23 protein-coding genes and 1 pseudogene are annotated in these 26,864 nt (G+C 65.3%); 14 read left to right on the plus strand and 10 right to left on the minus strand.

Going from position 1 to position 26,864, the window contains the following annotated elements:
• Positions 1–23: 23 nt before the first annotated feature.
• The 6 genes from WQQ_RS08335 to paaA are packed head-to-tail and all read right to left on the minus strand — an operon-like array spanning position 24 to position 4,564.
• On the minus strand, positions 24–800 hold the full coding sequence (locus tag WQQ_RS08335; protein WP_007184702.1) for an enoyl-CoA hydratase-related protein: 777 nt from the start codon (positions 798–800) through the stop codon (positions 24–26).
• A 2-nt stretch (positions 801–802) separates the two neighbouring features.
• Positions 803–1,879: a 1,2-phenylacetyl-CoA epoxidase subunit PaaE gene (gene paaE, locus WQQ_RS08340; RefSeq protein ID WP_007184703.1), complete on the minus strand. Its 1,077-nt coding sequence runs from the start codon at positions 1,877–1,879 to the stop codon at positions 803–805.
• Positions 1,880–1,892: 13 nt separating this feature from the next.
• Complete coding sequence (paaD, locus tag WQQ_RS08345) at positions 1,893–2,432, minus strand: 1,2-phenylacetyl-CoA epoxidase subunit PaaD (protein ID WP_040453225.1); 540 nt, start codon at positions 2,430–2,432, stop codon at positions 1,893–1,895.
• Between the two features lie 6 nt (positions 2,433–2,438).
• A complete protein-coding gene (gene paaC / locus WQQ_RS08350) occupies positions 2,439–3,194 on the minus strand; it encodes a 1,2-phenylacetyl-CoA epoxidase subunit PaaC (RefSeq protein ID WP_007184705.1) in 756 nt (251 codons plus the stop codon).
• A gap of 49 nt (positions 3,195–3,243) precedes the next feature.
• Positions 3,244–3,531 carry a 1,2-phenylacetyl-CoA epoxidase subunit PaaB gene (paaB, locus tag WQQ_RS08355; protein ID WP_007184706.1) on the minus strand — a complete coding sequence of 96 codons (288 nt, stop codon included), beginning with the start codon at positions 3,529–3,531 and terminating at the stop codon, positions 3,244–3,246.
• Positions 3,532–3,568: 37 nt separating this feature from the next.
• Positions 3,569–4,564: a 1,2-phenylacetyl-CoA epoxidase subunit PaaA gene (gene paaA / locus WQQ_RS08360; protein ID WP_007184707.1), complete on the minus strand. Its 996-nt coding sequence runs from the start codon at positions 4,562–4,564 to the stop codon at positions 3,569–3,571.
• A gap of 164 nt (positions 4,565–4,728) precedes the next feature.
• Here paaA and paaX point away from each other — a divergent pair, with 164 nt between their 5' ends.
• Positions 4,729–5,661: a phenylacetic acid degradation operon negative regulatory protein PaaX gene (gene paaX, locus WQQ_RS08365; RefSeq protein ID WP_007184708.1), complete on the plus strand. Its 933-nt coding sequence runs from the start codon at positions 4,729–4,731 to the stop codon at positions 5,659–5,661.
• Between the two features lie 52 nt (positions 5,662–5,713).
• Complete coding sequence (locus tag WQQ_RS08370) at positions 5,714–8,074, plus strand: efflux RND transporter permease subunit (protein ID WP_007184709.1); 2,361 nt, start codon at positions 5,714–5,716, stop codon at positions 8,072–8,074.
• Between the two features lie 80 nt (positions 8,075–8,154).
• Here the strand turns inward: WQQ_RS08370 and WQQ_RS08375 are convergent, their stop codons facing one another.
• A complete protein-coding gene (locus WQQ_RS08375; protein ID WP_083844465.1) occupies positions 8,155–8,808 on the minus strand; it encodes a TonB C-terminal domain-containing protein in 654 nt (217 codons plus the stop codon).
• A 39-nt stretch (positions 8,809–8,847) separates the two neighbouring features.
• Complete coding sequence (locus WQQ_RS24860; RefSeq protein ID WP_237715031.1) at positions 8,848–10,209, minus strand: OmpA family protein; 1,362 nt, start codon at positions 10,207–10,209, stop codon at positions 8,848–8,850.
• A gap of 195 nt (positions 10,210–10,404) precedes the next feature.
• Between WQQ_RS24860 and WQQ_RS08385 the strand changes: the two genes are divergently transcribed.
• From WQQ_RS08385 to WQQ_RS08405, 5 genes are all read left to right on the plus strand, one after another.
• Positions 10,405–11,244, plus strand: a complete 840-nt coding sequence (locus WQQ_RS08385) for a hypothetical protein (protein WP_007184712.1) — start codon at positions 10,405–10,407, stop codon at positions 11,242–11,244.
• 953 nt (positions 11,245–12,197) lie between these two features.
• Positions 12,198–13,634 carry an adenosylhomocysteinase gene (gene ahcY, locus WQQ_RS08390; protein ID WP_007184713.1) on the plus strand — a complete coding sequence of 479 codons (1,437 nt, stop codon included), beginning with the start codon at positions 12,198–12,200 and terminating at the stop codon, positions 13,632–13,634.
• 35 nt (positions 13,635–13,669) lie between these two features.
• Positions 13,670–14,035 (plus strand): four helix bundle protein, encoded by a 366-nt coding sequence (locus WQQ_RS08395; protein ID WP_007184714.1) that lies wholly within the window; start codon positions 13,670–13,672, stop codon positions 14,033–14,035.
• 3 nt (positions 14,036–14,038) lie between these two features.
• Positions 14,039–14,908 (plus strand): methylenetetrahydrofolate reductase [NAD(P)H], encoded by an 870-nt coding sequence (gene metF / locus WQQ_RS08400; RefSeq protein ID WP_007184715.1) that lies wholly within the window; start codon positions 14,039–14,041, stop codon positions 14,906–14,908.
• A 19-nt stretch (positions 14,909–14,927) separates the two neighbouring features.
• A complete protein-coding gene (locus WQQ_RS08405; RefSeq protein ID WP_007184716.1) occupies positions 14,928–15,557 on the plus strand; it encodes a trimeric intracellular cation channel family protein in 630 nt (209 codons plus the stop codon).
• 36 nt (positions 15,558–15,593) lie between these two features.
• Here the strand turns inward: WQQ_RS08405 and WQQ_RS08410 are convergent, their stop codons facing one another.
• The gene (locus WQQ_RS08410; RefSeq protein ID WP_157534554.1) at positions 15,594–17,315 is read right to left on the minus strand and encodes a YncE family protein; all 1,722 of its coding nucleotides are present in this window, start codon (positions 17,313–17,315) and stop codon (positions 15,594–15,596) included.
• A gap of 328 nt (positions 17,316–17,643) precedes the next feature.
• On the opposite strand from WQQ_RS08410, the pseudogene mtgA reads away from it, so the two are divergent.
• Positions 17,644–18,282: pseudogene (gene mtgA / locus WQQ_RS08415) on the plus strand (monofunctional biosynthetic peptidoglycan transglycosylase); the annotation flags it as partial.
• Between the two features lie 361 nt (positions 18,283–18,643).
• Here the strand turns inward: mtgA and WQQ_RS08420 are convergent.
• Entirely contained in the window at positions 18,644–19,612 is a 969-nt protein-coding gene (locus WQQ_RS08420; RefSeq protein ID WP_157534555.1) for an SdiA-regulated/phytase-like domain-containing protein, read from the minus strand.
• 355 nt (positions 19,613–19,967) lie between these two features.
• On the opposite strand from WQQ_RS08420, the gene thiE reads away from it, so the two are divergent.
• The 6 genes from thiE (at position 19,968) to ftsX (ending at position 26,791) form a co-directional block, all read left to right on the plus strand.
• Positions 19,968–20,612, plus strand: a complete 645-nt coding sequence (gene thiE, locus WQQ_RS08425) for a thiamine phosphate synthase (protein WP_040453227.1) — start codon at positions 19,968–19,970, stop codon at positions 20,610–20,612.
• Positions 20,613–20,727: 115 nt separating this feature from the next.
• Positions 20,728–22,017 carry a glutamate-1-semialdehyde 2,1-aminomutase gene (gene hemL / locus WQQ_RS08430; RefSeq protein WP_007184722.1) on the plus strand — a complete coding sequence of 430 codons (1,290 nt, stop codon included), beginning with the start codon at positions 20,728–20,730 and terminating at the stop codon, positions 22,015–22,017.
• Between the two features lie 35 nt (positions 22,018–22,052).
• The gene (locus tag WQQ_RS23645) at positions 22,053–24,140 is read left to right on the plus strand and encodes a VTT domain-containing protein (protein ID WP_007184723.1); all 2,088 of its coding nucleotides are present in this window, start codon (positions 22,053–22,055) and stop codon (positions 24,138–24,140) included.
• Positions 24,133–25,065, plus strand: a complete 933-nt coding sequence (gene ftsY, locus WQQ_RS08440) for a signal recognition particle-docking protein FtsY (protein WP_007184724.1) — start codon at positions 24,133–24,135, stop codon at positions 25,063–25,065. The genes WQQ_RS23645 and ftsY overlap by 8 nt, the downstream gene beginning before the upstream one ends.
• Before the next feature lie 14 nt (positions 25,066–25,079).
• Positions 25,080–25,841, plus strand: a complete 762-nt coding sequence (ftsE, locus tag WQQ_RS08445) for a cell division ATP-binding protein FtsE (RefSeq protein WP_007184725.1) — start codon at positions 25,080–25,082, stop codon at positions 25,839–25,841.
• Positions 25,841–26,791, plus strand: a complete 951-nt coding sequence (gene ftsX, locus WQQ_RS08450) for a permease-like cell division protein FtsX (protein WP_007184726.1) — start codon at positions 25,841–25,843, stop codon at positions 26,789–26,791. Before ftsE ends, ftsX begins: the two co-directional genes overlap by 1 nt.
• The last annotated feature ends 73 nt before the right edge of the window (positions 26,792–26,864 follow it).

Here is a 26,864-nt window from a genome sequence, read left to right on the forward strand (position 1 = left end):
GTCTCTCCTGATCGGATTCGAGCTCAGCGGCTCGTGAACTGGGGTTTGCGCTTGTCGAGGAAGGCGAGCATTCCCTCGCGCCGGTCCCCGAGCTTGAAAGTGGATTCGAAGCTCGCCTGCTCGAAAGCGAGCCCATCGGACAACGAGGTTTCGAGCGCTTGATTCACCGCGTGTCTGGCCAAGCGCACGACCGGCGGCGACAACTCGGCGATCGCCGCCGCGGTCTTGAGCGCCTCAGTGATCAGATCGGCTTGCGGAATCACGCGCGAAACCAGGCCGCAGCGTTCGGCTTCGACCGCATCGATGATGCGCCCCGTGAGCACCATCTCCATCGCCTTGCTCTTGCCGACAAGCCGCGTGAGCCGTTGCGTACCGCCCGCACCCGGAATGGTGCCGAGCTTGATTTCGGGCTGGCCGAAGCGCGCGTTGTCCGCGGCGAGAATGAAGTCGCACATCATCGCGAGTTCGCAGCCCGCACCGAGCGCGAAACCGGAAACCGCCGCGATGATCGGTGTCTTGCCTGCACCGATTTGATTCCAGGCGCCGCGCAGCTCGATCGACGCTGCGACGTCCTGCGCCCCCCAGCTTGCGAGCGTTCTGACATCGGCTCCGGCCGCGAACGCTTTCTCGTCGCCCGTGATCACCGTAGCGCCGATGCACTCGTCCGATTCGATCTCGACGAGCGCTAGTCTGAGTTCTTCACGCAGCGGCAGCGACAGCGCATTGAGCGCTTCGGGTCGGCGCAGACGAATCAGCGCGACCTTGCCGATCACTTCGAGCGTGAGCAGTTCGTAGGGCAAGTTCAGCTCTCCTGATCGAAGTCGAGCACGAGGTCGTCGGCGATCGGATAGCTCTGACAAGTCAGAATGAAACCACGCGCGACTTCGTAGTCTTCGAGCGCGAAGTTCACGTCCATGTCGACCTCGCCCTTGGTCATCTTGCAACGGCAGGTCGAGCAGACACCGCCCTTGCACGAGTACGGCAGTTCGACGCCTTGTTCGAGCGCCGCGTCGAGAATGGTTTCCTTGTTCTTTTCGATGAACAGCTCACGCGTGCGGCCGTCCTGGATCAGCGTGATCTTGCACTGCTGCGTACCCTTGGCGGTCACCGCCGATGCCTGGCGCGGCAACTTCGGCATCGCGTTCGCGAACAGCTCCATCTTGATCGAGGCTTTCGGAACACCGTGCGCCATCAAGCTTTCGGACACCGCTTCCATCATCGACTGCGGACCGCAGATGTAGGCGACGTCGATACCGGCCGGATCGATCCAGCGATCCAGCAGCTCGTCGCATTTCCGCTTGTCGATGCGGCCGTTGAACAGCTCGATGTCCTGCGATTCGCGGCTCAGCACGTAGACGAGGTTGAGCCGCGTCATGTACGAGTCCTTTAGATTCGAGAGCTCTTCCTTGAAGATCACGCTCGACGAGGCGCGGTTGCCGTAGAACAGCGTGAAGTGGCTGTTCGGCTCGGCCTTCAGCGTGGCCTTGATGATCGATAGCACCGGCGTGATGCCGCTGCCCGATGCGAACGCAACATGGTGACGCGCCGCTCCCTGAACGAGCGGCACGTTGAAATGCCCCGACGGCTCCATGCACTCGATCAGATGTCCCGGCTTGAGTTCCTTGTTCGCCCAGGTCGAGAATAAACCGTCTTCGACACGCTTGATCGCGATGCGTAGCGTGTTCTCGTGAGGAGCCGAGCAGATCGAGTACGAGCGACGAATCTCCTCGTCTTCGAACTTCGACTTGAGCACCAGATGCTGCCCTTGCACGAAACGAAAAGCCTCGCGGCTTTCCTCCGGCACGTCGAAGGTTACGACGACGGCGTCACGAGTCTCGGGCTTGCAGCTGGAGACACGCAGTTGGTGAAACTTGCTCATGGGTTCTGAACGCCTAGTGGCATTTGAAATAGTCGAAGGGTTCGAGACAGTCGAGGCAGCGATACAGCGATTTGCAGGGCGTCGATCCGAACTGGCTCGTAAGCGCGGTGTGCGTCGAACCGCAGCGCGGACAATCGATCTGCAAGGGCTTCTTGTTCGATGCACGCAATCGACTGATATCGACGACATGCTCGTTGCTCGCGAGCCCGACCGGCGGTGCGATGCCGTAATCGCACAATTTTTCACGTGCCTGTGGCCGCAACCAATCCGTGGTCCAGGCCGGTGCGAGTCGGATCTGGACGCGCACCTTTTGAACACCGTGCTCGTGCAGGGCCTTGCTGATGTCGTCCGAGATCACGTCCGTTGCCGGACAACCCGAGTACGTCGGCGTCACCGTGACGAGACATTCGTCGGCTTCGCCGCCGTTCCACTGCACGTCTCGGACGATGCCCAAATCGAGCACCGACAGCACCGGAATTTCGGGATCGGGAACGGCTTCGAGCCAGTGCCAGACTCGATCAGCCGCCGTCACACCTGCGGTCTCGGCCGACATCGCGCACTACCAGGCAGCGCCAGGGTGAGCGCGCTTGAGCGACTGCATTTCGGCGAGCAGATAGCTCAGCGCTTCGGTGTGACGACCTTGCTTTCCGCCACGCTGCATCCAGGCTTCGGCGTTCGGCATCTTGATCGTCGCCTCGTCGAGCACCGAGTGCACGTAGGACAGCCAATCGGAACGCAGGCTCGACGGATCGAACCCGATCTTCGCTTCTGCGACTGCGAGATCGATCGCGTCGGCCTCGAACATCTCGCCGGTGAACGGCCAGAGTTCATCGACGGCGGACTGGATCATCGAGCGGCTCGTCGGCGTTCCATCGCCGAGGCGCACGATCAGATCGCTGCTACGACGCAGGTGATAACGCACTTCCTTCGCAGCCTTCCCGGCGATCGCGGCGATGCGCTCGTCCTTCGAAAGCACGAGTTTCTGCAGCGCCAGGTGATACCAGGCGTCGAAGAAGAACTGGCGAACCATCGTGTCGGCGTAGCTGCCGTTGGGGCGTTCGACGAGCAGGAAGTTGGCGAACTGATCGGCATTGCGCAGATAGGCGAGATCGTCCTCGTCCTGTCCCATGCCATCGGTTTCGCCCGCGTAGCTGAGCCATTGGCGAGCCTGGCCGAGCAGGTCGAGCGCGGTGTTGGCGAGCGCCATGTCTTCTTCGAGCGCCGGGCCTTTTCCGCACCACTCGGAGAGGCGTTGACTCAGGATCAGCGTGCTGTCGCCGAGCCTGAGCAGATAGTTGAATTTCTCGTTGCTCATAAGTCTCCTCCGGCACACCGCCTGCTTCGGTCGGTGCACGGATGCGCGATCACATGTGCTTCACTTCTTCCGGCATCGGGAAGAACGTCGGATGGCGATACACCTTATTCGCCGCAGGCTCGAACAAAGGCTCGCGATCGTTCGGATCGTTGGCGACGATGTCGGCCGAACGCACCACCCATAGGCTCACGCCTTCGTTGCGGCGCGTGTAGACATCACGTGCGTTGTTGATCGCCATGTCAGCATCGGCGGCGTGCAGGCTGCCGACATGCTTGTGTGCCAAGCCATGCTGGCTCCGGATGAAAATCTCCCAGAGCGGCCATTCTTTCTTAGTCACTGTGTTCTCGGTCTTGTTGGACGAGTCAAGCTCAGGTTTAAGCTGCCGCGCCTGCGGCTTGCTGGGCTTTCTTTTCGGAATGCGCGATCAAGGCTTCGCGGAACCATGCGCCGTCTTCGTGCGCTTTTATGCGGGTTTTGAGGCGATCGCGGTTGCAAGGGCCGTGACCCTTCACGACGTTGTAGAACTCTTCCCAATCGATCGGGCCGAAATCGTAGTGGCCGCGCTCGGCGTTCCACTTAAGTTCCGGATCAGGAATCGTGAGGCCGAGAAATTCGGCTTGCGGAACGGACTGGTCGACCATCTTCTGGCGCAGTTCGTCGTTGCTGAAAAGCTTGATGCCCCACTGCGCTGACTGCGCGCTGTTGACCGACTCCGAATCGCTGGGGCCGAACATCATCAGCGAAGGCCACCACCAGCGATTGAGCGCGTCCTGCGCCATCGCCTTCTGCTCAGGCGTGCCCTTGGCCAGCGCGATCATGATGTCGTAGCCCTGGCGCTGATGAAACGACTCCTCCTTGCAGACGCGAACCATCGCCCGCGCATATGGGCCATAAGAGCAGCGGCATAGCGGCACTTGATTGATGATGGCCGAGCCATCGACGAGCCAGCCGATTGCGCCCATGTCGGCCCAAGTCAGCGCCGGATAGTTGAAGATGCTCGAGTACTTGGCCTTGCCCGAATGCAGGTCATCGATCATCTGATCGCGCGAGGTGCCAAGTGTTTCGGCCGCGCTGTACAGATAAAGGCCATGTCCCGCTTCATCCTGCACTTTGGCGAGCAGGATGGCTTTGCGCTTGAGCGAAGGCGCACGTGTGATCCAGTTGCCTTCCGGCAGCTGGCCCACGATCTCCGAGTGCGCGTGCTGACTGATCTGGCGCACCAGCGTCTTGCGATAGGCCTCAGGCATCCAGTCCCTGGCCTCGATCTTCACTCCTCGGTCAATCCGCCCCTGAAACTCACGCTCTTCACGGCTCATTTCTTCGAGGTTCCGCACTCGACTCAAGCCGGTTTCAACCAGTTGCGCATACATGGTTGTGCCTCCTTCAGGCCATCGGTCCATCCACAATATGATACAGAATATATTAGGTCAACTATTTTTTTGTATTATGTAAAAAATCGGACACACTTAGATTTGCAACCCAATCTCCGGTGCCGTCGGTAACATGCTCGGACAACACGCAATACAGGCAGGGAATGACCGGCAAGCACAAATCGATCGAAGACTGGGTCGCGCGCTACCTCAAGGAGGAGGAGCCCCGCTCGAAATCGCTGATCGTGTCGGTCTTCGGCGACTCCATCGCCCCGTTCACGAGCGGTGTCTGGCTCGGCGAGCTGATCTCGCTCATGGAGCCCTTCGGCGTCAACGAAAGGCTGGTCCGCACCAGCAGCTTCCGGTTGATCGAGGAGGGCTGGCTCGAATCGATCCGCGATGGACGGCGCAGCCGCTATGCGCTCACGCCACTGGGCAAGCGGCGCTTCGCGCACGCCTATCGGCGCATCTATACGCCGCCGCCGACCAACTGGGACGGTCGCTGGACACTCGTGTTGATGACCAAGGCCGGTGTCGGTGCGCCCGAGCGTTCCGAGCTTCGCAAGGAGCTCGAATGGGAGGGCTTCGGCATGATCGCGCCGGGCGTCTTCGTGCATCCGAGCGCCGACGTTCGCATGCTGACCGCGATTCTCGACCAGCTCAGCCTGCGCGAACGCACCATGGTGCTCAACGTCGCCGACCTGACCGAGCTATCGGCTCGGCCGCTCACCGAGCTCGCCTCGGAGTGCTGGAACCTCGATTCGGTGGCGCAGGAGTATCGCGAGTTTCTCAAGCGCTTCGAACCGGCGGCCTCGCTGCTGTCGAACCGGCGAGCCTCTCCCAAACTCTGTTTCGCCGTACAGACACTGCTGATCCATTCGTTCCGCCGCGTGAGCCTGCACGATCCTCGTCTTCCCGACGCAGTGCTGCCCGAAGGCTGGCCGGGCCATGCGGCCTACGAGCTGTGCCGCGAGCTCTACCAGAACACGTTCCGGGGAACCCAGCGGTTCGTCGTCACGCAGCTCTCCGGAATCTCGGCGGAGCCCGAACTGAGCGGGGACGTGCAGGCGCGCTTCGGAGGTTTCGAGCCCGCCTGAATCCGCGTCGGCGCATCGCGTCGGCGGACCGCCTGCCGCGCGAGCAGCCGGCATGTCGCTGAGCGCACGCTGCGCGCGCTGGGTCGTCGCGCATCCTCGGCTGCTCGGTCTGCTGTTCGCACTGATCACCGCCTTCTTCGCCGCCGGCCTGCCGCGCGTGAAGCTCGAAACGGTGTTCTCCGATCTGCTGCCGCAGGACGATCCGTTCGTGCAGGTGTATCGCGATCATCCGAACTTCGGCAATCCGTTGACCGTGGCCGTGATGGTCCGGCGCAGCGACGGCGGCGATCTCTACAACGCTGAGACGCTCGCCAAGGTCTGGCAGCTGACACGAGACATCGATCTGGTTGCTGGCGTCGATCACGACCAGATCCTGTCGATCACCACCGAGCGCGCGCGAACCTCCGAAGCGACGCCGCTCGGCATCGACATGCGTCCGCTGATGGGCGGCCACCCCCCACAGAACGCCGATGAACTCGCTGCGTTCCGACTGCGCGTCGACCAGGCGCCCAAGGTGCGCGACTTCCTGATCTCGCGCGACGACAAGGCCACGCTGATCACGGCGATGCTGCTCGAGCGCGGCACCGATTACGGCACGGTGTTTGGCGCCGTCCAACGGCTCGCCGAACAGGCTCGCGATGCCCATCACGAGGTTTTCGTCGCCGGCCAGCCGATCCTGATCGGCTGGGTCTATCACTACGAACGCCAGATGATCCTGATCTTCGCGGTCACGATCGTCGCCCTGCTGATCGCGCTGGGCCTGTACATGCGCAACTGGGTCGGCCTGCTGACGCCGATCGTCACCTCGGGCGTTGCCGCGATCTGGGCTTTCGGGCTGGTCGGATGGCTGCGCATTTCGATCGAACCCTTGCTCATGGTGGTGCCACTGCTGCTGACCGCACGCAGCTTTTCGCACAGCGTGCAGTTCACCGAGCGCTTCTACGAGCTGTACGCCGAACTCGGCGACCGGCGTGCCGCCGCGCAGCAAACCATGACCGTGATGGCCGGCCCTTCGCTGCTCGGCATCCTCACCGACGTGCTCGGCATCGTGGTCGTCTGCGCGGCCCCGATACCGGCGATGGTCCGGCATGCGATCTTCTGCGGTATGTGGGCGGTGTGGCTGATTCCGACCGGCATCGTGCTGATCACCGTGCTGCTCTGCACGCTGCCCGCGCCGACCCATGTCGAGCGTCTGATTCGCCGCTCGCCGACCTCGGCACAGCCCCTGCACGAGCGCGTGCTGGGTGGCGTTGCCAAGCTCGTGCACGGCCGCCTCGCTCCGTTGTCGACGATCGTGCTGCTGATGCTCTCGGCAGCGACGATCATCACCGCGCATCGGATTCGCATCGGCAACCCGGTGGAAGGCAGCAACCTGCTCTGGGACGATTCGGCCTTCAACGTCGCCGTGCGCGCGATCAACGCCCAGTTTCCCGGCGTCAACACGCTGGAGCTCGTGCTGGAGGCCAAGCGTCCGAATGGCGACGAGTGGACGGCCCAACAAGTCGATACCGTGCAGACCATGCTATCGCTGCAGCGCCTGCTCGAAGCCGATGCCTTCGCCCCGCGGGCGACGCTGTCCTTCGCCGATTACCTGAGCGAATCGAGCCGCCTGTTCAACGGTGGCCACCCGGCCTGGTCCCCGCTCGATCCGCGTACGGCCGCGATGGGCGCAGCCACGGTCGGGGCCCTCATGGGGGCGAGCGCGAAAAGCTACGGTCACGTCGTCGACGACGGCCTGCAGAACGCGACGGTCTCCCTGTGGTACGCCAACAACCGGCAGGAGACGGTCGACGCAGCGCTCGCGTCGGCGCGCAAAGCAATCGCCGCCGTCGGCGAAGATCATGATCAATTCCGAATCCGCCTCGGCACCGGCACGATCGCCTTGCAGGAAGCCGTCAACCGCGTGATCGAGCGTTACCACATCGTGGTTATCGCGGCGGTCAACGTGTTCGTATTTCTGCTCGCGAGTCTGGCGTACCGCTCGTTCGTCGCCGGCCTTCTGCTGCTGGTGCCGGTGAATCTCTCCAACCAGGCGCTCGTCGCCGCGATGCACCTGCTCGGCGTCGGGCTCGACATCAACGCGATGATCGTCGCGGCGATCGGTGTCGGCGTGGGCATCGACTACGGCATCTACCTGCTGTCGCGAATCTGCGAGGAGCTGCGCGCCGGCCGCGGCGATTGGGCCGGTGCGATCGGCGCTGCGCTGCACACGACCGGCAAGGCGATTCTGTTCACCGCGACGATCATGATGCTCGGAATCCTGCCCTGGTACCTGATGTCGGACCTCAAGTTCGTCGCCGACATGGGCCTGCTGCTGATGGCGATCATGGGCATCAACATGCTGCTGTCCTTGATCGTACTGCCGCTGCTGATCTGGTGGGTGAAGCCGCGGTTCGCGCTACGCGGGGCTTGAGCGCACGGCATCGATCCGAATGGCAGCGTGCATATGCGCGCGCCGGCATCGAAGCCGAGGCCCGTTTGCCTGCGGTTGTCTTAAGGAGTGAATTCCAGATCGACGTAGGCCTGGCCCTTGGGCAGCATCGGAAGCGGCTGCGATTTCCAGACCGCCCGTTCGATCGACGCGGCCAGCAACTGGTCGTTGCAACTCGGCGCCGTCGTGACCGCCGTGACCGTTCCGCCCGGGCGATACGAAATGCGCAGCCGACAGCGCACGCGGGTGGACGACTTCGGCGGAGGCAGCCAGTTCGCACGCAGCCTGGCGAGCAGGGACTGGCTGGCCTCGTCCGGCTCGGTCGCGACACGCTCGCGCGGCGACGGTGACGAGGCCGCACGCGCCTGGGCACTGGTTTCGGGAGCCTTGGTGGTGACGGCGAGATCGCTCGGGTTGAGCGTTTTGAGTTCGATCACCGGCGGCTTCGAATGCAGTGCCTGATCGACCGCGGAGACCGAGATCGACGGCGCAAGCAGCTCGCCTGGCCGAGTCTCCTGCGACAACGAGAGCGTGATCACGCTCATCGTCGGCGGAGGCCGCATCGACATCATCGGCGCCATGCGGACCAGGACGATCACCACAAGCAGGTGAACGCCGATGGCCCCGATGGCGCCGACGAGGCGCGCCGAGCCGTGCGCAGGCAGGTGAGCCTGCATTTCATGTCCGTGCAGTAACGGGCTACGGGGCTCGCTCATCGCACACTCGCTCCCCGTGCCCGATCCATGCCCTGGCCCTTACTCGATCGGCTGCGTTTCCGACGCCTCGGCCGCCGGCTCGACCGGCTCCGCTGATTCGACCGGCTCCGTCGATTCGGTCGGCACGGCTTCGGCAACCGGTTCCGCCGGCGTTGCGGCGCCACCGCCCGCATCGATCACCTTGAGTTCGACGCGGCGATTGAGCTCACGCCCCTCGTCCGTTTCGTTGTCCGCGATCGGTTGCGTTTCGCCGAAGCCATTGGCCGTCATGCGCGAAGGATCGATGCCGCGTTCGGCCAGATACGCCTTCACCGCATCAGCGCGACCTTCGGACAGTTGCTGGTTGTAGCTGTCCGAACCGCGCGAGTCGGTGTGTCCATCGACTTCGACCTTGATGTCGCCGCGCGCATTGAGCTCGTCGGCCACCTCATCGAGGATGCTCTTGGCGTCGGGCGTCAGCGTGGCCTTGTTGAACTCGAAGGTCACGCCGCGCAGCACCAGCGTGTCACCGACCTTGCAACCATCGAGGCTGATGCGCTGGCCGGGCTTCGGCGCCTCGCAGGTGGCGGACGGCGCCACCGGCCCAGGCGTCGATTCGGCGACCGGAATCTCCGCTTCCACCGGCTCGACCACGGTGACCGGCTCTTCTGCCTGAGGAGCTTCTTCGCGCGGGGCTTCAGGCTTGCCGCCGAAGTAGTAGCGCACGCTCAAAAAGGCTTCGTCGGCCTCGTAGCCGAACTTGAACTTCGAGGGGCTGCTGTCGTCGGCGAGCAGATTGAACTTGCCCTTCTCGGTCGCAAAGCGACGATAGTCGAGCGACACCGCCCAGTGCGGGCCCAGATCGATCGTCAGGCCGCCGCCGTACTGGTAGGCCAGCAATGCATCGTGCTTGCTCAGGAAGTCGACGTTGTTGTAGCCGGCGTCGCGCAGTGACAACTGCGCATAACCGCCGCCACCGCCGATGTAAGGGTGGAACCAGCTGCTCTTGAACAGATCGAACCAGACGTTCGCCATCGCGCTGTTGACGATCTCATGGCCGCGGACATTGGTCGCCGGCCCACCCTGATTGCCGAACGGCCCCGATGCCGGCTGCACGAGCTTGTCGAGATCGTTGCGACGGCGATCGAACACGAGTTCCGTGCGCAATCCGCTCGAGAACGCATAGCCGCCACCGATACCGCCGATCCAGCCATCCTGGAGATCGACCTTGGCAAAACGCCCGCTGCGATTGTTGACGGTCTGGTTGGCGAAATCGACCTTGAACTTCTGCGAATCGGCGAACGTCGCACCCGCGCTCGCGCCGAGGTACCAGCCGTCACCCGCGAACGCCGCTGTTGATGTGGTGCCGAGCACGATCAAAAAGCCGACTTGGGCGCCAACCACCTTGTTTCCCTTAGACACGTGAATCTCCTCTCCTCATGGACGCGTTGGATCGCTTCTGTCGAAGCCGCGCGGATCGATATGTATCTCAAATTTCTTGTGATACATTAATTATGTGTATCTGTTCGATATCGTATCAAAATAGCCGACAGGCGCAACTGCAACCGCACTGGGCCGAACTCGCCCAGGCACGTATCAACGAGGAGAGATTTGAATATGGAGCAGTCGATCAGCTCAGGCCATCCAAAGCGCATGCAGGGCGCCTTGATGATTGTGGGAGCCGTCGCGGTCGGTGTTGGAAGCGGACTCGTACTGAACTTGTTCCTGCCGGACCACCAGGATCCGATGTCGGCTGCGCAGCACACGCAGCAAGCGGAAAGCGAGAATGCGGAATCCTCCGATGCGGCCGAATCCGCGCCGCCGCCGGTCGCAGAGGCGCCGGCCCAGGAAGAACCCGCGCCTGCTGCCGAAGCCTCAGTAGCGCAAAGCGCTCTGGAGCCGGCCGAAGAAACGGCGTCGGTGGAGACGCCCTCTGAACAAGCCGCCGAACCGCAGGCAGCCTCGCCATCCGAATCGAGCGATTACAGCGCCCAGGCCTCCAGCAGCGACGACGCCGCGATGGCCGAGCCGGAAACCCGCGAAAGCAGGGCGCCGGTCGCAGCCGAGCGTCAGGCGCCGCGCGGACAAACCACGGTCTCCAGCGCGAATCGCAGCGCTCCGCCTCCCGCCGCCCAAGTGCTGCGCCCGTGGTGGGCCCCGACTTCGACTGATCCGTTCGGCATTCAGTACGTCGGTCAGGTCGAAGGGCAGCGCGCCGTGGCCATACTGTTCTCCGCCGACATCGGCAATGCGGGCGAGATCGACAAGGCTTTGAAGCTGATCGACGAATACGGCCAAGCGGTTTCCGGCGGATGGAAAGTCGGCAACAACCCCCGTTTGGCGGTGCGTTCGGATCTGAAGCAGGGCCGTTACACCCTGGCCATCGATGGACAGCTCGCGAGCGCGTCGGGACAAAATCTCAGAACACCGCTGCGCGGGCCTGTCTACATTCAGTGAAAGCCAACGAATCATCTGCACTGTGAGCCAAGCCTCGAGGCATTCGCCGTCGTAATCTGCGCTCGACACGGTGGAAACCTCCTCCACCGCTCGTCGCTCACCAAGGCTATTGGCGGACCACGGTCCGCCATTTTTTTGCAGGGTTCTGGTGAGACGAAGTGCACTGCATCTTGAGTTCCACTTTGCCATCGACATCGACGGCAAAGCCGCGAACGCAAATATCGTCAATACCTGGTGACGGGTGTCGCCCCAGCCGGTGAACCAGCTGCAGTCGAACGGGCAAATTCGGCCTGGTCGATCTTGCCATTCTGCTCTCGTCCGATTCGCTGAAACTTTTCATCAGCGAGGGAGACCGCTTCGCTTCATCCTTGCTGATGCTTGCGTCCTTATCACCGTAGATCTTCGAAATGCTGCATCCCTTCAGCGGCACCTTGATGAGTGAAATCCGTGTTTCAGTGCATCGCTTCAAAGGCATTCACTACCCGTGAGCCGCAGAGGATCACCACTTCAATGAACCGTCATGGATGTCCTCTCCAACGCTGCGCCGTCTTCTGATCACTAGGCTTGAACCCCCTCGATCTCCGACGAGGAACGTTCCCGCCCGCTGATACGCACGAACGATTTCGACGAGTTCGCTTGGTAGCGCCCAGGCAATGTGCAGTGGGCTTCGTCGACGCCTTCGGCACGCTGCCGATGGCCAGCTGCGGACGCATCGGTGAATGGGAAGGTTTCGTCGTCGCACCTGGCAGAAGCCGAGCGGGTCCAGCCGAGCCCTCATCCGGCGCGGCTTTCACGAAGCCTCGGTTCTTTTCCGAACTTCATGAACCCGCGCCACCAGCGGGTTGCCCTTGGGTCGACACGTCGACTGCTCACATATCCCTTTATCCGCATAGACGGATATAATCGCGCCCGTCGCCTTTCGGCTCCCCTTCAAAACCAGCACGGACTTCCCGATGAACGCTCCCACCACGCTCGCCCAGGACTTCAAGGTCCGCGATCTGTCCCTCGCCGAACTCGGCCGCAAGCGCATCACCATGGCCGAGGAGGAAATGCCGGGCCTGATGTCGATCCGCGCCAAGTACGCGCCGCTCAAGCCGCTGGCCGGCGTGCGCCTGACCGGCTCGCTGCACATGACCAAGGAAACCGCGGTGCTGCTCGAAACGCTCGGCCATCTGGGCGCCTCGGTACGTTGGGCCAGCTGCAACATCTTCTCGACCTCCGACGACGCCGCCGCCGCGGTCGCCGCGGCCGGCACGCCGGTGTTCGCTTGGAAGGGCGAAACGCTGGAGGAGTATTGGGACCTCGCGCTCGATGCGATCACCTTCACGCTGCCCGACGGCACGCTGACCGGCCCCGAGCTGGTGGTCGACGACGGCGGCGACGTGACCTTGCTGATCCACAAGGGCTACGAGCTCGAAAACGGTTCCGACTGGGTCAACACGCCGTCCGACAACCACGAAGTGAAGGTCATCAAAGACCTGCTCAAGAAGGTCGCGGTCGAGCGTCCGGGCTTCTGGACCCGCGTGGTGAAGGACTGGCGCGGCGTATCCGAAGAAACCACCACCGGCGTGCACCGCCTGTACCAGATGATGGAAGCCGGCAAGCTGCTGGTGCCGGCCATCAACGTCAACGACTCGGTCACCAAGTCCAAGTTCGACAACCTCTACGGCTGCCGCGAATCGCTGGCCGACGGCATCAAGCGCGCCACCGACCTGATGATCGCGGGCAAGGTCGCGGTGGTCTGCGGCTACGGCGACGTCGGCAAGGGCAGCGCGCACAGCCTGCGCGGCCTCGGCGCTCGCGTGATCGTCACCGAGATCGACCCCATCAACGCGCTGCAGGCGGCGATGGAAGGCTTCCAGGTCACCACGGTGGAAGACACCCTGGGCCTGGGCGACATCTACGTCACGACGACCGGCAACAAGGACATCATCACGCTGGAGCACATGCAGGCGATGAAGCACAACGCGCTCGTCTGCAACATCGGCCACTTCGACAACGAGATCCAGATGGATCGCCTCAACACCGCCGAAGGCGTGGTGAAGCTCAACATCAAGCCGCAGGTCGATCACTACACGTTCGCCAACGGCAAGAGCCTGTACATCCTCGCCGAAGGCCGCCTCGTGAACCTGGGCTGCGCCAACGGCCATCCGGCCTTCGTCATGAGCAACTCCTTCTCGAACCAGACGCTCGCGCAGATCGATCTCTGGAAGAACAAGGACGCCTACGAGAAGACCGTCTACCGCCTGCCGAAGAAGCTCGACGAGGAAGTCGCCGCACTGCATCTGGAGCAGATCGGCGTGAAGCTCACCAAGCTCACGCCCGCACAGGCCGAATACCTCGGCGTGCCGGTCGAAGGCCCGTACAAGCCCGAGCACTATCGATACTGATCGAGCCGGGAGACGGGGAACGAGAGACGGGAGACGTGGAGAAGCGGCATCAGAAGCTGGACGTCTGGCGCGATGCAATGACGCTGGTCGAGGTTATCTATCGGCTGACTGCTGCTTTTCCCTCCGATGAGAAATTCGGGCTGACGGCTCAGCTTCGTCGAGCAGCCGTCAGTGTCCCGTCGAATATCGCGGAGGGGGCAGCGCGCACTTCTCGCACCGAGTATGTTCGCTTTCTGAGCATTGCCCGAGGCTCGCTGGCCGAGATCGACACTCAAATCGAAATCGCCAGACGCCTCGGTTACTTGCCCTCTGACCGCGACATCGATGAAACCGTACAAAAGGTCTTCGCCCGTCTCAACGCCTTGATAAAACGCCTGTCATCTCCGCCCCAAGAGAGCTAAGCCGTGCCGTCTCCCGTCTCCCGTCTCCCGTCTCCCGGCTTCTCGTTCGAACTGTTCCCGCCACGCACGCCCGAAGGCGTCGCCAAGCTGCCGGCCACGCTGAAGAAGCTCACCGAGGCCAAGCCCGGCTTCTTCTCGGTGACCTACGGCGCGCTGGGCTCGGACCAGAACGGCACCTACGACACGCTGATGACCGTGGTGCGCGAAACCGGCATCGCGGTGGCGCCGCACCTGACCTGCATCGGCAGCACGCGCGCTCGCGTCGCCGAGCTGCTGGCGCAGTATCGCGATGCCGGCGTTCGCCGCATCGTGGCCTTGCGCGGCGACTTGCCCGCAACCGCCTACAGCTCGTCCGCGCCGGGCGAGTTCCACTATGCCAACGAGCTGGTGTCGTTCATCCGCCAGACGCATGGCGAGCACTTCGAGATCGAAGTGGCGGCTTATCCGGAAATGCATCCGCAGTCCAAGCGCTTCGACGACGACTTCGGCTACTTCGTCGACAAGGTGAAGGCCGGCGCCGACAGCGCGATGACGCAGCTGTTCTACAACGCCGACGCCTATTTCTATTTCATGGATCGCTGCGCCAAGGCCGGCGTCGGCATTCCGGTGGTGCCCGGCATCATGCCGATCACCGGCTTCGCCAACATCGTGCGCTTCTGCAACAACTGCGGCGCCGACCTGCCGCGCTGGATCACGTTGCAGCTGGAGCAGTTGCAGGACGACAAGGCCGCGCTGCAGGACTTCGGCACCGAAGTGGTCACGCGCCTGTGCGAAACCCTGCTCAAGGGCGGCGCGCCGGGCCTGCACTTCTACACCATCAACCAGGCCGAGCCGACGCTGCGCCTGTGCCGCAACCTGGGCTTGTCCACCTAGGACAGGCGCGCAACGAACCGTGATCCTTCCGCACGCCTTCGATTACGCCGGCACCGCGGTGTTCGCGGTCTCGGCGGTGCTCGCGGCCGGGCGCAAGCAGCTCGATCTGCTCGGCGCGGTGATCATCGCGCTGGTGACTTCGACAGGCGGCGGAACCCTGCGCGACCTGCTGCTCAACCGCACCCCGTTCTGGTTCACCGACACCGGCTATCTGGTGACGATCCTGGTCGTCGCCTGCACCACCGTGCTGGTGCTGCGCTGGCGCCATCCGTCCGAGCGCCTGCTCGAGATCGCCGACGCCGTGGGCGTCGCCCTGTTCTCGATCTCGGGCGCGCGCATCGCCGAGGCGGCCGGTTTGCCGGGGCTGATCGTCGTCGTGCTCGCGACCATCACCGGCACCTTCGGCGGCCTGCTGCGCGACGTGCTCTGCAACGAAATTCCCCTGCTGCTGCGCCCCGGCACCATCTACGGCGTCGTCGTCATCGCCGGCGCGACGCTCTACGTAGTGCTGCAATCGCTCGGCGTCTCGCGCGACATCGCCGCGCTGGCCGGCATGCTGCTGATCGCGAGCCTGCGCATGGTCGCGATCGCGCGCAATATTTCGCTGCCGGCGCTGCGGATTCGGGAGCCGGGACGCGGCGACGATTGATCGTCGCCGCGCCGGCCACGCAACACGGCCGCCCGCTCAGGGGCGCGCGACACTCGGCAGCAGATAGACATTGCCTTGGTCGGTGAGCACGGCGAGTCCGTCGACACCCCACCGCAGGAGGCGCCTGGCGTTGGTGTCATCCAGCGCAAACTGCACGGTGCGCAGCGGAACGTAGCTGCCGACATCGAACACCGTCAGCCGTCGTGTCTGGTAACCGTCCGAGTAGTTGCGGCTGACCATGAACGCTCGACCCATCGGCGCATCGACCGTCAGCACTTCGGCGCTGCTGTCGGTTTGACGGAACACCCCGACTTGCGAACCCGTATCCGGGTTTACGACCGGGCCGGCGTCCGAGTAGATGAGGCCTTCCAGGTAGTAGATCGACTGGGAGTAATTGCTGAAGGCGTTGTAATAGCTGCGATTGAGCAAGACACCGCTGGGCCCGACGTCGAAAACTGCCAGTTCCGAGCCGCTGTTGGCATAAAGCACCGAAGAATCGTCGCCCCAGGCCAGCGCGGTGGGGCTGGCATAGTAGTTTTCACCGCCGTCATCGACCCGGCGCACGGCGTCGTCGTAGATGGCGAGCCCCCGATCGGAGAAGCCGACAGCCACCGTACGCGGTTGGCCCGGCGCCACCGCCAGCACGTTGGCGAAGCGCAATCCGTAGTACGGACTGGGGCCCAGATCCAGCGTGGTATCGAGCGTCAAATCAGGCAGCTTGAAGCGCCGAACCTGATTCGCGCCTCCCAGCGCGAGGTAGAGGTAGGCGCCATCGCCCGACACGGCCAGCTTCTTGGGTTCGCTACCGGCAACGACCGAAGCCGTGATTTGGCCCGTCGCTGGATCGAGCACGGCGATGCGGTTTGCGTAGGTGCCGGCCGAACTCGGAAAGCTCAGATAGAACTTCTGCGCAACCGAATCCCAAACCATGTCGCTGGCCCCGCTTGCGACCTTCTGGACAGCCTGCTGGGCGAACTGGCTGACCTGATAGCTCACCGACACATACGAATAACCGCTCTGTACCTGGCGACTACAGCTGGCGTCGTAACAGCCGCTGACATAGAAGCTGACGCCGTAGTTCTGCGGCGTCAGCGTGTCCGGGTCGGCCAGGTGCACGTCGATGCGACGCTGGGTGTCGGAGACACGAACGACCTCGACGCTGCTGATGCCCGACGACGCCGGCGTTCCGGAAAAATCGGTCTTGACGATCAGGGTCGCCGCGTCGGGACCATCCAGTGTGGCCAGGACCGAAAGCGTCTGAGCCTCACCGCCCGGGCCGCCTATTGCGGTCAACGAGGTCGTGTCGAGCGTCAGCGTGGTCGGCGGCGGCGGCGCCTTGATCTCGTAGGTCACGGTGATCGTCGCCGGACTGCCTTGCACCTCGCGGCGGCAGTTTTCGTCGTAGCAGGCCCGCAGCGTCACCGTATCGGTGTAGGTACCGGGCGTGCGGTTCAGCGGCGAATACAGGTAAATGTCGAGATGGCCGCTGAGCTCGCTGAGCTGGCTGTAATTGGTGCCGCTGACCGCGCTGCTGCCGTTCTGCTCGACGCCCAGATAAATGCCGTCCTCGGGTAGCGAATCGAACGAGAAATCAGTGCCGAGCGGGGGCGTCGAGTAATTGTCCGTGTACCCGACGGCGTACAGCGCGCGATCCTGCACCGTCAGCGTCACCTTTGAGGAATCGCCACCGCCACCACCCCCGCAAGCTCCCAGCAACAACGTGGCGCCGACCCACAACGGAGCCAGCCAAACCCGCATCCCGCCCATTCGATTCCCCTGCGACGCACTGTGCGTGCGCTCCCGGTGGGAATGTAGAGGCGTGCCCCGGCAAGCTTCAAGAGAATTTCCCGCAACGATCCGCTCATTGTGAGACACGAATTCCACCATTCATCGAAGCTGCGGCAGACTCGCAGCGATTCGATCGCGCAGACGATCGTTGCAAGGGGAAGCCTCTCTGGAACCGACACCGCCATCACCGCGTGATCCGCTCGACTTGCGGGCGACTCCGGGCGCCCGGCGCCAGCGTCCGCTGGCGCCCGAAGCGCCTGCGCAAAGCCCGAGGCCATCGGGACCATCGAGTCCCCGCATGAGCCGCAAGCGCATCGTGCTGATCGCCCTCGCGGCGCTGGTCGCCTCGCCGTTCGTGCTGATCGCGCTCGGCAGCTTCATGCCGGTCTGGGTCACGAGCTACATGCTGCAAAGCCCGACCCGCCCGGTGCAGCACCAGTGGGTCCCGCGCGAGCGCATCGCCGACGCGGCGCGGCGCGCGGTGGTGGCGGCCGAGGACCAGAAGTTCTGGAACCACCACGGCTTCGACATGGAAGCGATGCAGAAGGCCTACGAGCGCAACCAGCGCGGCGGCCGCGTGCGCGGGGGCTCGACGATCAGTCAGCAGACCGCCAAGAACCTGTTCCTGTGGCCGGGCGGCGGCTACTTCCGCAAGGGGCTGGAAGCCGGGCTGACGATGGTGATCGAGGCGCTCTGGTCCAAGGAGCGCATTCTCGAGGTGTATCTGAACTCGGCCGAATTCGGTCCGGGCATCTACGGGGTCGAGGCGGCGTCGCGGCGCTTTTTCCGCAAGCCGGCCGCCGAACTCAGCAGCAGCGAGGCGGCCCGGCTCGCGGCCGTGCTGCCGAGCCCGCGACGCTGGAAGGTCGATGCGCCGGGGCCCTATGTGCGCACGCGCGCAGCCTGGATCCAGCGGCAGATGGGCTACGTGGGGCGTGCGCCGGCGGCTGCCGACGACGAACCCGATCTGCCGCCCGGCGAGCGCTTCGACGAGGACGAGACCACGGTGCCGCCAGCCGAGACACCGCCGGCAGAGACGCAGACCGCGAATCCACCCGCCACCGAACCGGCACCGGAGCCCGCGGCTACCGCAGAGCCGCCCGCGTCACCCGAAACCGAGCCGGAGCAGGCTCCGCAACCGGCTGCGGAGCCTGCGGCGGACCCGCCGGCCGAACCGGCGCCCAATGACTGACTGAAGCTGTGGCCGGGTCGTGACCCGCCGTCTTCACGTTCGGGCCTCGACGGCCTGCTCGGCGGCAGATCTCGACCCGCCCCTGCTTCGAATCGAGCACGCCGCCCTACGGAGCGGCCGGAGCCTTGGCCGGCGGGAATCGCCCGTTCCAGCGCCACAGCGCGGCGTGCTCGTCTTCGCCGCCGATCAGGGCGCTGTTCGCATCCGCTTCATAGCCGGCCGCTTCGAGGATGCGCTGGCGGGGCAGGCGCACGATGCGCATCGGTCCGCGCGCGATCGCCTGCGGCCAGTCCTCGTCGGCCCGGCGCTCGAACTCGGCCAAATGCTTGTAGGTCAGGATCAGCAGCTTGCGGCCGTCGGGCGACAGGTCGATCGCGGTCGGGGTGCCGCGATAGCGCTCGACGCCGGCCGGCAGCGCCGGTGGTACCGGGCCTTCCCAGATCAGCGGCAGGTCGGCGATGCGCTTGGCCATCGCGAGTTCGCTGCCGGCCGTGAACGTCATCGGCAGCTCGTAAAGCCCGGCCGGCTTGCGGCCCTTGTCGATCAGCAGGAAGCGCCCGCGCTGCGGATCGGCCGCCAGTGATTCGCAATCGCGCGGGCCGTCCTCAAAGCGGAAGCGAATCTCGCGCGTCTGCGCGATGCCCTTCGCGGGCAGCGTCGGTTCGGGCAGCACCCAGATCGACACCTGGCTGCGGAAGCCGAAATTGTCGCCGGTGTCGGCGATCGCGAGCCAGGCCTGGCCATCCCGCTGGTAGCTCGCCAGGTCTTCCCAATCGGTATTGAGGCTGGACACGGTGACCTGGCCCTGGGAACGCCCGTCCGGGCTCATCGCATAGAGCATCGGGGCATTGCCACTGTCGTTGAGCCCCCACCAGCGGCCCGCAGTCCGGCGCGAAACCGCCAGCCCCGAAAGCTCGTTGAGCGCCGGCTCGTCAATGTGGCCCGAGGGCCGGAAATACCTGAAATAAGTGTCCGCTACCGAGTCCGCGGCGGCCGCTACCGCCCATCCCCACACCATCAGCGCCGCGCCGAGCACCCGCACCGCCGCGTTCCGGTTCCACCTCTGTCTGTTCACTTTAAGTAATCTCGGTAACTCACTATCAACGCTGAGAAAGTTCATCCAACTAACAGCTTCTGTGGATAAGTTTGTGGGAAATCGGGGATCAAACCCGCTAAGTCGACGCCCTCACTTGGATTTCTGCCTGACGACCAGTTTGTGCTCACGTCCATATTTTTGTTAAAAATCAGCTGCTTACTTTCCTGTTACAGCATTTCTACAGAAATATGTCGCTCGCAACGGGCTTTCGGCCCCTGCGCGCCGCAACTGTGCATAGTGGTTCCACCGCAATCCATTTTCTTCGAACCGCCCGGCCATCGAGGGCATGGCCGGGACCGGCGCCGCCCGGCCGCCGTCGTTACACTCCGGCCCCATGAGCACCTTGTCCGGGTTGTACGCAATCACCTCAGCATCCCTGTGCGCCGACGAATCGCGATTGATCACCGGAGCGACCGCCGCCCTCGAGGGTGGGGCCCGGCTGCTGCAATACCGCGACAAGGGGGCCGCACCCGCACGCCGGGAGCGGCTGGCCCTCCAGTTGCGTGGGCTCTGCGCCCGCCACGGCTGCCGGTTCATCGTCAACGACGACGTCGAGCTCGCGATCGCGATCGAGGCCGACGGGGTCCACCTCGGCCGGGGCGATGGCAGCGTGCGCCGGGCCCGCGAGCGGCTCGGCGAGCGCGCGATCATCGGCGTGAGCTGCTCGGGCTCGATCGAGCGGGCCGTCGAAGCCCAGGCCGAGGGCGCGAGCTACGTCGCCTTCGGACGCTTCTATCCGTCGTCGACCAAGCCCGACGCCCCGCCCGCGCAGATCGAAACCCTGCGCCAGGTGCGCGGACTCATCGGCCTGCCGGTCTGCGCGATCGGCGGCATCACGGCCGACAACGCGGCGCCCCTGATCGAGGCCGGAGCCGACATGATCGCGGCCGTTGAAGGCATTTTCGGTGCAGCGGACATTCGGGCCGAGGCCGCCCGCTATGCCGCTCTGTTCCACCGGCCGTTCAGTGCGGTGCCGTAGCGCTCGCGACTACAATCGTGGTTCCCGTCGCTGCTTCGGCTCTCCGCTTTCGGCTGCGATCCGCAGCCTTGTCAGATCCGCAGCCCGTATCCGTCACCACCAGCCGGCAACCGCCATGACCCAGTCCGAGACCCTTTTCGAACGCGCGCAGAAAACCATTCCGGGCGGCGTCAATTCGCCGGTGCGGGCGTTCAAATCGGTCGGCGGAACGCCGCGCTTCATCGCCTCGGCGAGCGGCGCGTGGCTCACCGACGCCGACGGCAAGCGCTACGTCGACTACGTGGGCTCCTGGGGCCCGATGATCCTCGGCCACCAGTTCCCGGCCGTGCAGCAGGCGATCGTCGAGCAGGCCGCGATCGGCACTTCGTACGGCGCCCCGACGGAGGCCGAGATCGAGATGGCCGAGCTGCTCTGCGCGCGCGTGCCGGGCCTTCAGATGGTGCGCATGTGCAACAGCGGCACCGAGGCGACGATGAGCGCCCTGCGCCTGGCGCGCGGCGCCACCGGCCGCGACTACATCCTCAAGTTCGAAGGCTGCTACCACGGCCACGGCGACGCCCTGCTCGTGAAGGCCGGCTCGGGCCTGCTGACCTTCGGCGTGCCGACCTCGCCGGGCGTACCGGCCGACCTGGCCAAGTACACGCTGACGGCGACCTATAATGATTTGTCGTCAGCCGAAGCATTGTTCAAACAATATTCACATCAGATCGCGGCCGTGATCGTCGAGCCGGTGGCCGGCAACATGAACTGCGTGCCGCCCGCGCCGGGCTTTCTCCAAGGCCTGCGCTCGCTCTGCGACGCCGACGGCAGCCTGCTGATCTTCGACGAAGTGATGACCGGCTTTCGCGTCGGCCCGAGCTGCGCGACGGGGCTCTACGGCGTGCGCGCGGACCTCGTCACGCTCGGCAAGATCATCGGCGGCGGCCTGCCGGTGGGCGCTTTCGGCGGCTCGCGCGCGGTCATGAGCCAGCTCGCCCCGCTCGGCCCGATCTACCAGGCCGGCACCTTGTCCGGAAACCCGCTGGCGATGGCCGCGGGCCTCGCGATCCTCAAGGCGCTGGCCGAACCGGGGCTCTACGAGCGTCTCGAAGCGAGCACCGCGCAGCTGCTCGCCGGCCTGCAGAAAGCCGCCGACGAAGCCGGCATCGCCTTCACCACGACCCAGGTCGGCAGCATGTTCGGGCTCTATTTCGGCCAGGGGCCGATCACCGGCTTCGCCGATGTCTCGGCCTGCGACGCGCAGCGCTTCAAGCGCTTCTTCCACTTGATGCTCGATCGCGGCGTGTACCTGGCGCCGTCGGCCTTCGAAGCCGGCTTCGTCTCGGCCGCGCACGGGCCCGAGGAACTCGCCCAGACCATCGAGGCCGCCCGCGCGAGCTTCGCCATCCTGGCCCAGGCGGCCTGATCGGCCCGGCTTCAGCGCACACCGCAGGCTGACGCGTGCTCGATCAGGCTCAGGATTTCCTGAACTGGGTCGCGGCCCATCCGGGGCTCGCCCTGGGCCTGCTGTTCCTGGTCTCGCTGCTCGACGCGGTTTTCCTCGTCGGCGCCTTCGTGCCGGCCTCGATCATGCTGTTCGCGGTCGGGGCGCTGGTGGCGATGGGCTCGCTGGAGCTGTGGCCGACCGCCGCGGTCGCCGCGGCCGGGGCGATGATCGGCGACGGCCTGTCGTTCTGGCTCGGCCGGCGCTATGGCGAACGCCTGTTCCAGATTCCGCTGCTGCAGCGCTACCCGGATTTCGTCAACGGCGGCCGGCGCTTCTTCGACAAGCACGGCGGCAAGGGCGTCTGGCTGGCGCGCTTCCTGGGCCCGGTGCGCGCAATCACCCCGGCGCTCGCGGGCGCGGCCGGCATGCCGACCTGGGTCTTCATCCTGGCCGACTACAGCGCGGCCTACCTGTGGGCGCTGATCTACATCCTGCCCGGCGTGCTGTTCGGCGCCTCGATGGGCCTGGCGGCCGAAGTCGCGGCCCGGCTGGCCGGCCTGCTGGTGCTGATCTTCGGCCTGGTGATCTTCTTCATCTGGTTCGTGCCGCTGCTGATGGGCGCGCTGCAGCGGCAGACCGAGCGCGCGATCGGCCCGGTTCTGGACTGGAGCCGCCGCCACCGCCACCTCGGCCGCTTCGGGGCCGCGCTGGCCGACCCCGAGCAGCCCGAAACCCCGGCCCTGGCGATCGTCGCGCTGACGCTGGTGCTGCTCGGCGGCTTCTGGCTGTTCGCGCTCGCCGAGGCCGGCGCGCATCCGTATCCGTCGCCGATCGACGCGCTGATCTACCAGACCCTGCACGACCTGCAGACGCCCTGGGGCAATTCGCTGGCCTATGCGCTGGCCCAGCTCGGCAGCCCCTGGGTCTACGGCCCGACCGCGATCGCGGTGTTCGCGGTGCTGGTGAGCCGGCGCCGGCTGCGCGCGGCCGCGCACTGGGCGGCGGCGGTCGGATTCAGCACGGTGATTTCGCTGAGCCTGCACGCGGTGCCGATCCGGCTCGCCCCGGCTGCGTACTACCACGGGCTCGGAGCCGCGGCGCTGCCGCGCGACCTCGTCATGGTGTTCGTGATCTACGGCTTCGCGGCCGTGTTGCTCGCTACCTACCGGCGCACGCGCATCCGGCGCTTCGTCTACGTGGCGAGCACCGTACTGCTGACCCTGATCGTGCTGTCACGGCTGTATCTGGGCGTGGAGTGGTTCAGCCTATCGCTGTTCTCGGCGGTGATCTCGCTGGTGTGGATCGGCGCGCTCGGCCTCGGCTACCGCCGCCATGGGCCCGAGCGGCTGTTCCTGCGCAGCTTTACGCTGCCGGTCATCGCGATCTTCGTCGCCAGCGCGGCGATCCGCTGGGGCATCGGCGCCGGCCTGCCGGACCGGCCGCTGGCGACCGATCGCGTGCAGACCATCGAATCGAGCACCTGGGCCAGTGGCGGCTACCGCCAGCTGCCCTTGCAGCGCATCGACCTGCGCGGGCGCAGCGAAGATCCGTTCGAGCTGCAATGGGCCGGCCAGCTGCCCGACATCACCGCGAGCCTGGACGCCGCCGGCTGGAAGCCGCTGGCCCCGCTGACGCCCGGCAACCTGCTGCTCTGGCTCACCACCTCGAGCCCGATCGGCCTGCTGCCGCTGCTGCCGCAGGTACATGCGGGCAGCCACCAGCAGCTCGCGCTGCGCCGCGAGCAGGATGACGAGCATCAGCAGGTGTTGCGGCTGTGGCTGTCGGGCTGGCAGTTGCCGACCGGCGAGCCGATCTGGCTCGGCCAGCTGTCCGCGCAGCGGGCGCGCACGTTTTACCGGCTGCTGCGCTATCCGGTCGCCGACAATGCGGCCTTGGTCGATTTCAGCGTGCCGGCGCCGTTCGAGCAGCGCCAGGTGCCGGCCAACAACGGCTCGCGCAGCGGCACGCTCTGGCTGATCGGCAAGGGCCTGAACCTTTACACTGCGCCTTACGCCGACGCGGACGCGCTGAGCCCCCAGCCGGTTCCGCTGCCGCCTTCCCCGACGCCGACCACGACACCAAAGCCCGCCGAGCATGGCTGACCTGCTTTCCAAGTTCCGCACGAGCCTCAACAAGAGCCTGGGCGGCGACAGCTGGCTGACCAAGGACATCGGCACGCTGTTCTCGGGCGAGAAGCTGCGCGACGACGCGCTCGAAGAGCTCGAAACCCGCCTGCTGATGGCCGACGCCGGGCTCGAAGCCACCCAGTGGCTGCTCGACCGGCTGCAAGCCGAGATCGGCGCCGGCCGCATCAAGACCGAAAAGCAGCTGCGCGAGCAGCTCAAGAAGGCGCTGCTCGAGCTGCTGCAGCCGATCGCCAAGCCGCTCAAGATTCCGGCCTTCATCCGCCCGTACATCCTGTTCGTGGTCGGCGTGAACGGCGTCGGCAAGACGACGACCATCGGCAAGCTCGCCTCGCGCTTCAAGAAGGACGGGCTGTCGGTGCTGCTCGCGGCCGGCGACACCTTCCGCGCCGCAGCCGTGCAACAGCTCACGACCTGGTCCGAGCGCAGCGGCGTGCCGATCCTGAGCCAGGGCGAAGGCGCCGACAGCGCCAGCGTGATCTTCGACGCCGTGCAATCGGCCAAGGCGCGCGGGCTGGACATGGTGATCGCCGACACCGCCGGCCGCCTGCATACGCAGCACCACCTGATGGACGAGCTGCGCAAGATCAAGCGCGTGATCCAGAAGCACGACGCCTACGCTCCGCACGAGGTGCTGCTGGTGGTGGACGCCACCACCGGACAGAACGCGCTGAACCAGGCGATCCAGTTCCACGAGGCGATCGGCCTGACCGGCATCGCCGTGACCAAGCTCGACGGCACCGCCAAGGGCGGCATCCTGCTCGCGATCGCCCGGCGCATGGCGCTGCCGATCCGCTACGTGGGCCTGGGCGAGGCGGTCGACGACCTCGAAGTCTTCGACGCCGAAATCTACGTCGAGTCGCTGATCGGTTCGTCCACCTGAGAGGGCAGGCTTCGATGAGCGCTCCCAAGTCCAGTAGCGGGTCCAGCAGCGCGCCCGGCAACCCGGCGCTGATCCAGTTCTCGCAGGTCAGCCACCGCTATCCGGGCGGGCGCGACGTGCTGTCGGACATCAACCTGGCGATCCATCCGGGCGAGATGGCCTTCGTCACCGGCTCGTCGGGGGCGGGCAAATCGACCCTGTTGCGCCTGATCGCCCTGCTGTCGCGGCCCAGCCGCGGGCAGATCGTGGTCGGCGGCAACAATCTCTCGCACATCCGCAGCCGGCAGGTCGCGGCCTACCGGCAGCAGATCGGGATCATCTTCCAGAACTTCAACCTGCTCTACGACCGCAGCGTGTTCGACAACGTGGCGCTGCCGCTGGTCATTCGCGGGCATGCGCACGAGGACATCGGCCGCAAGGTCCGCGCCGCACTCGATACCGTCGGCCTGCTCAACCGCGAGCGCTCGATGCCGCTGACGCTCTCGGGCGGCGAACAGCAGCGCGTCGGCATCGCCCGCGCAGTGGTCACCAAGCCGCGCCTGCTGCTGGCCGACGAGCCCACCGGCAACCTCGATCCGGTGATGGCCTGGGACGTCATGAAGCTGTTCGAGCGCTTCAACCAGGTGGGCGTCAGCGTGCTCGTGGCGACCCATGCGATCGACCTCGTCGAGGCGCTCGGCAAGCGCGTGATCCACCTCGAAGGCGGGCGCATCGTCGACAAGCGGCCGACCGCCGCGTCCAAGGTCGCCGATGCCGACGCCAAGGAGAGCCACTGATGGCCAAGGCCACGGGTGACGATCCACGTCCTGGCGCGTTCGCGCGCTTTACCCAGGAGCACGCGCGGGTGTTCTTCTTTTCGCTCGGCAAGCTCGTCAACGCACCGGGCAGCACGCTGTTCACGGCGATCGTGATCGGTATCGCGCTGGCGCTGCCGGCGAGCCTGTCGCTGATGGTCAGCAACTTCCAGCGGCTGACCTACAGCTGGCAGGGTTCGCTGCAGATGTCCTTGTTCCTGAAAGACGAAGTCGACGAGGCGCGCGGCCAGAGCCTGGCCCGCGAGCTCGCCAAGCGCGACGGGGTGAAAGCCACGCAGTACCTCTCGCGCGAGCAGTCGGCCAGCGAGTTTCGCGAGTATTCGGGCTTCGGCGAGGCGCTCGACATCCTCGACCACAATCCGCTGCCGGCGGTGATCGTGGTGGTGCCGCTGCCGGGCCGCAGCGCCGACGACACCAAGGCGCTCGGCGAGACGCTCGGCCAGCTACCCGAAGTCGAGCTCGCGCAAATGGACCAGCACTGGCTCGAGCGGCTCGAATCGATCCTGCAGATCCTCGAACGCCTGGGCCTGCTGGTCGCCGCCCTGCTCGGAGCGGCCGTGCTCGTGATCGTCGGCAACACGCTGCGACTCGACATCGAGGCCCGGCGCGACGAGATCATCTGCATGAAGCTGCTCGGCGCGCCGGACAGCTTCATCCGCCGGCCGTTTCTCTATGGCGGTTGCTGGCTCGGCCTGCTCGGCGGCTGGGTGGCCCTGCTGCTGCTGGCGCTGGGGCTGGCCGTGCTCGATCCGCCGGCCCTCGACCTGGCCGCGCTCTACGGCAGCGATTTCCGCATCGACGGGCCGTCGACCGCCGTGGTCGCCGCGATCGTCGCAGGCGGCGTGCTGCTGGGCTGGATCGGCGCCTGGTGGACGGTATCGCGCCACCTGGGCGCGATCGAACCGGTTTAAGCGCCCAGCATCCCTCTCCCTGCGGGTGAGGGACCGAGGGTGAGGGACCCTCCGCGATGGACCAGGCCCGGCC

Origin of the sequence: Hydrocarboniphaga effusa AP103, assembly GCF_000271305.1 — a bacterium.
Lineage (GTDB): Bacteria > Pseudomonadota > Gammaproteobacteria > Nevskiales > Nevskiaceae > Hydrocarboniphaga > Hydrocarboniphaga effusa.

Coding starts and splice junctions, on each gene's coding strand:
- WQQ_RS08385 (WP_007184712.1), top strand. CDS start 10,405: ATGGAGCAGTCGATCAGCTCAGGCCATCCAAAGCGCATGCAGGGCGCC.
- paaE (WP_007184703.1), bottom strand. CDS start 1,879: ATGAGCAAGTTTCACCAACTGCGTGTCTCCAGCTGCAAGCCCGAGACT.
- ahcY (WP_007184713.1), top strand. CDS start 12,198: ATGAACGCTCCCACCACGCTCGCCCAGGACTTCAAGGTCCGCGATCTG.
- paaA (WP_007184707.1), bottom strand. CDS start 4,564: ATGTATGCGCAACTGGTTGAAACCGGCTTGAGTCGAGTGCGGAACCTC.
- paaX (WP_007184708.1), top strand. CDS start 4,729: ATGACCGGCAAGCACAAATCGATCGAAGACTGGGTCGCGCGCTACCTC.
- ftsX (WP_007184726.1), top strand. CDS start 25,841: ATGGCCAAGGCCACGGGTGACGATCCACGTCCTGGCGCGTTCGCGCGC.
- paaD (WP_040453225.1), bottom strand. CDS start 2,432: ATGTCGGCCGAGACCGCAGGTGTGACGGCGGCTGATCGAGTCTGGCAC.
- ftsY (WP_007184724.1), top strand. CDS start 24,133: ATGGCTGACCTGCTTTCCAAGTTCCGCACGAGCCTCAACAAGAGCCTG.
- WQQ_RS08375 (WP_083844465.1), bottom strand. CDS start 8,808: ATGAGCGAGCCCCGTAGCCCGTTACTGCACGGACATGAAATGCAGGCT.
- thiE (WP_040453227.1), top strand. CDS start 19,968: ATGAGCACCTTGTCCGGGTTGTACGCAATCACCTCAGCATCCCTGTGC.
- WQQ_RS08410 (WP_157534554.1), bottom strand. CDS start 17,315: ATGCGGGTTTGGCTGGCTCCGTTGTGGGTCGGCGCCACGTTGTTGCTG.
- ftsE (WP_007184725.1), top strand. CDS start 25,080: ATGAGCGCTCCCAAGTCCAGTAGCGGGTCCAGCAGCGCGCCCGGCAAC.
- hemL (WP_007184722.1), top strand. CDS start 20,728: ATGACCCAGTCCGAGACCCTTTTCGAACGCGCGCAGAAAACCATTCCG.
- paaC (WP_007184705.1), bottom strand. CDS start 3,194: ATGAGCAACGAGAAATTCAACTATCTGCTCAGGCTCGGCGACAGCACG.
- WQQ_RS08370 (WP_007184709.1), top strand. CDS start 5,714: ATGTCGCTGAGCGCACGCTGCGCGCGCTGGGTCGTCGCGCATCCTCGG.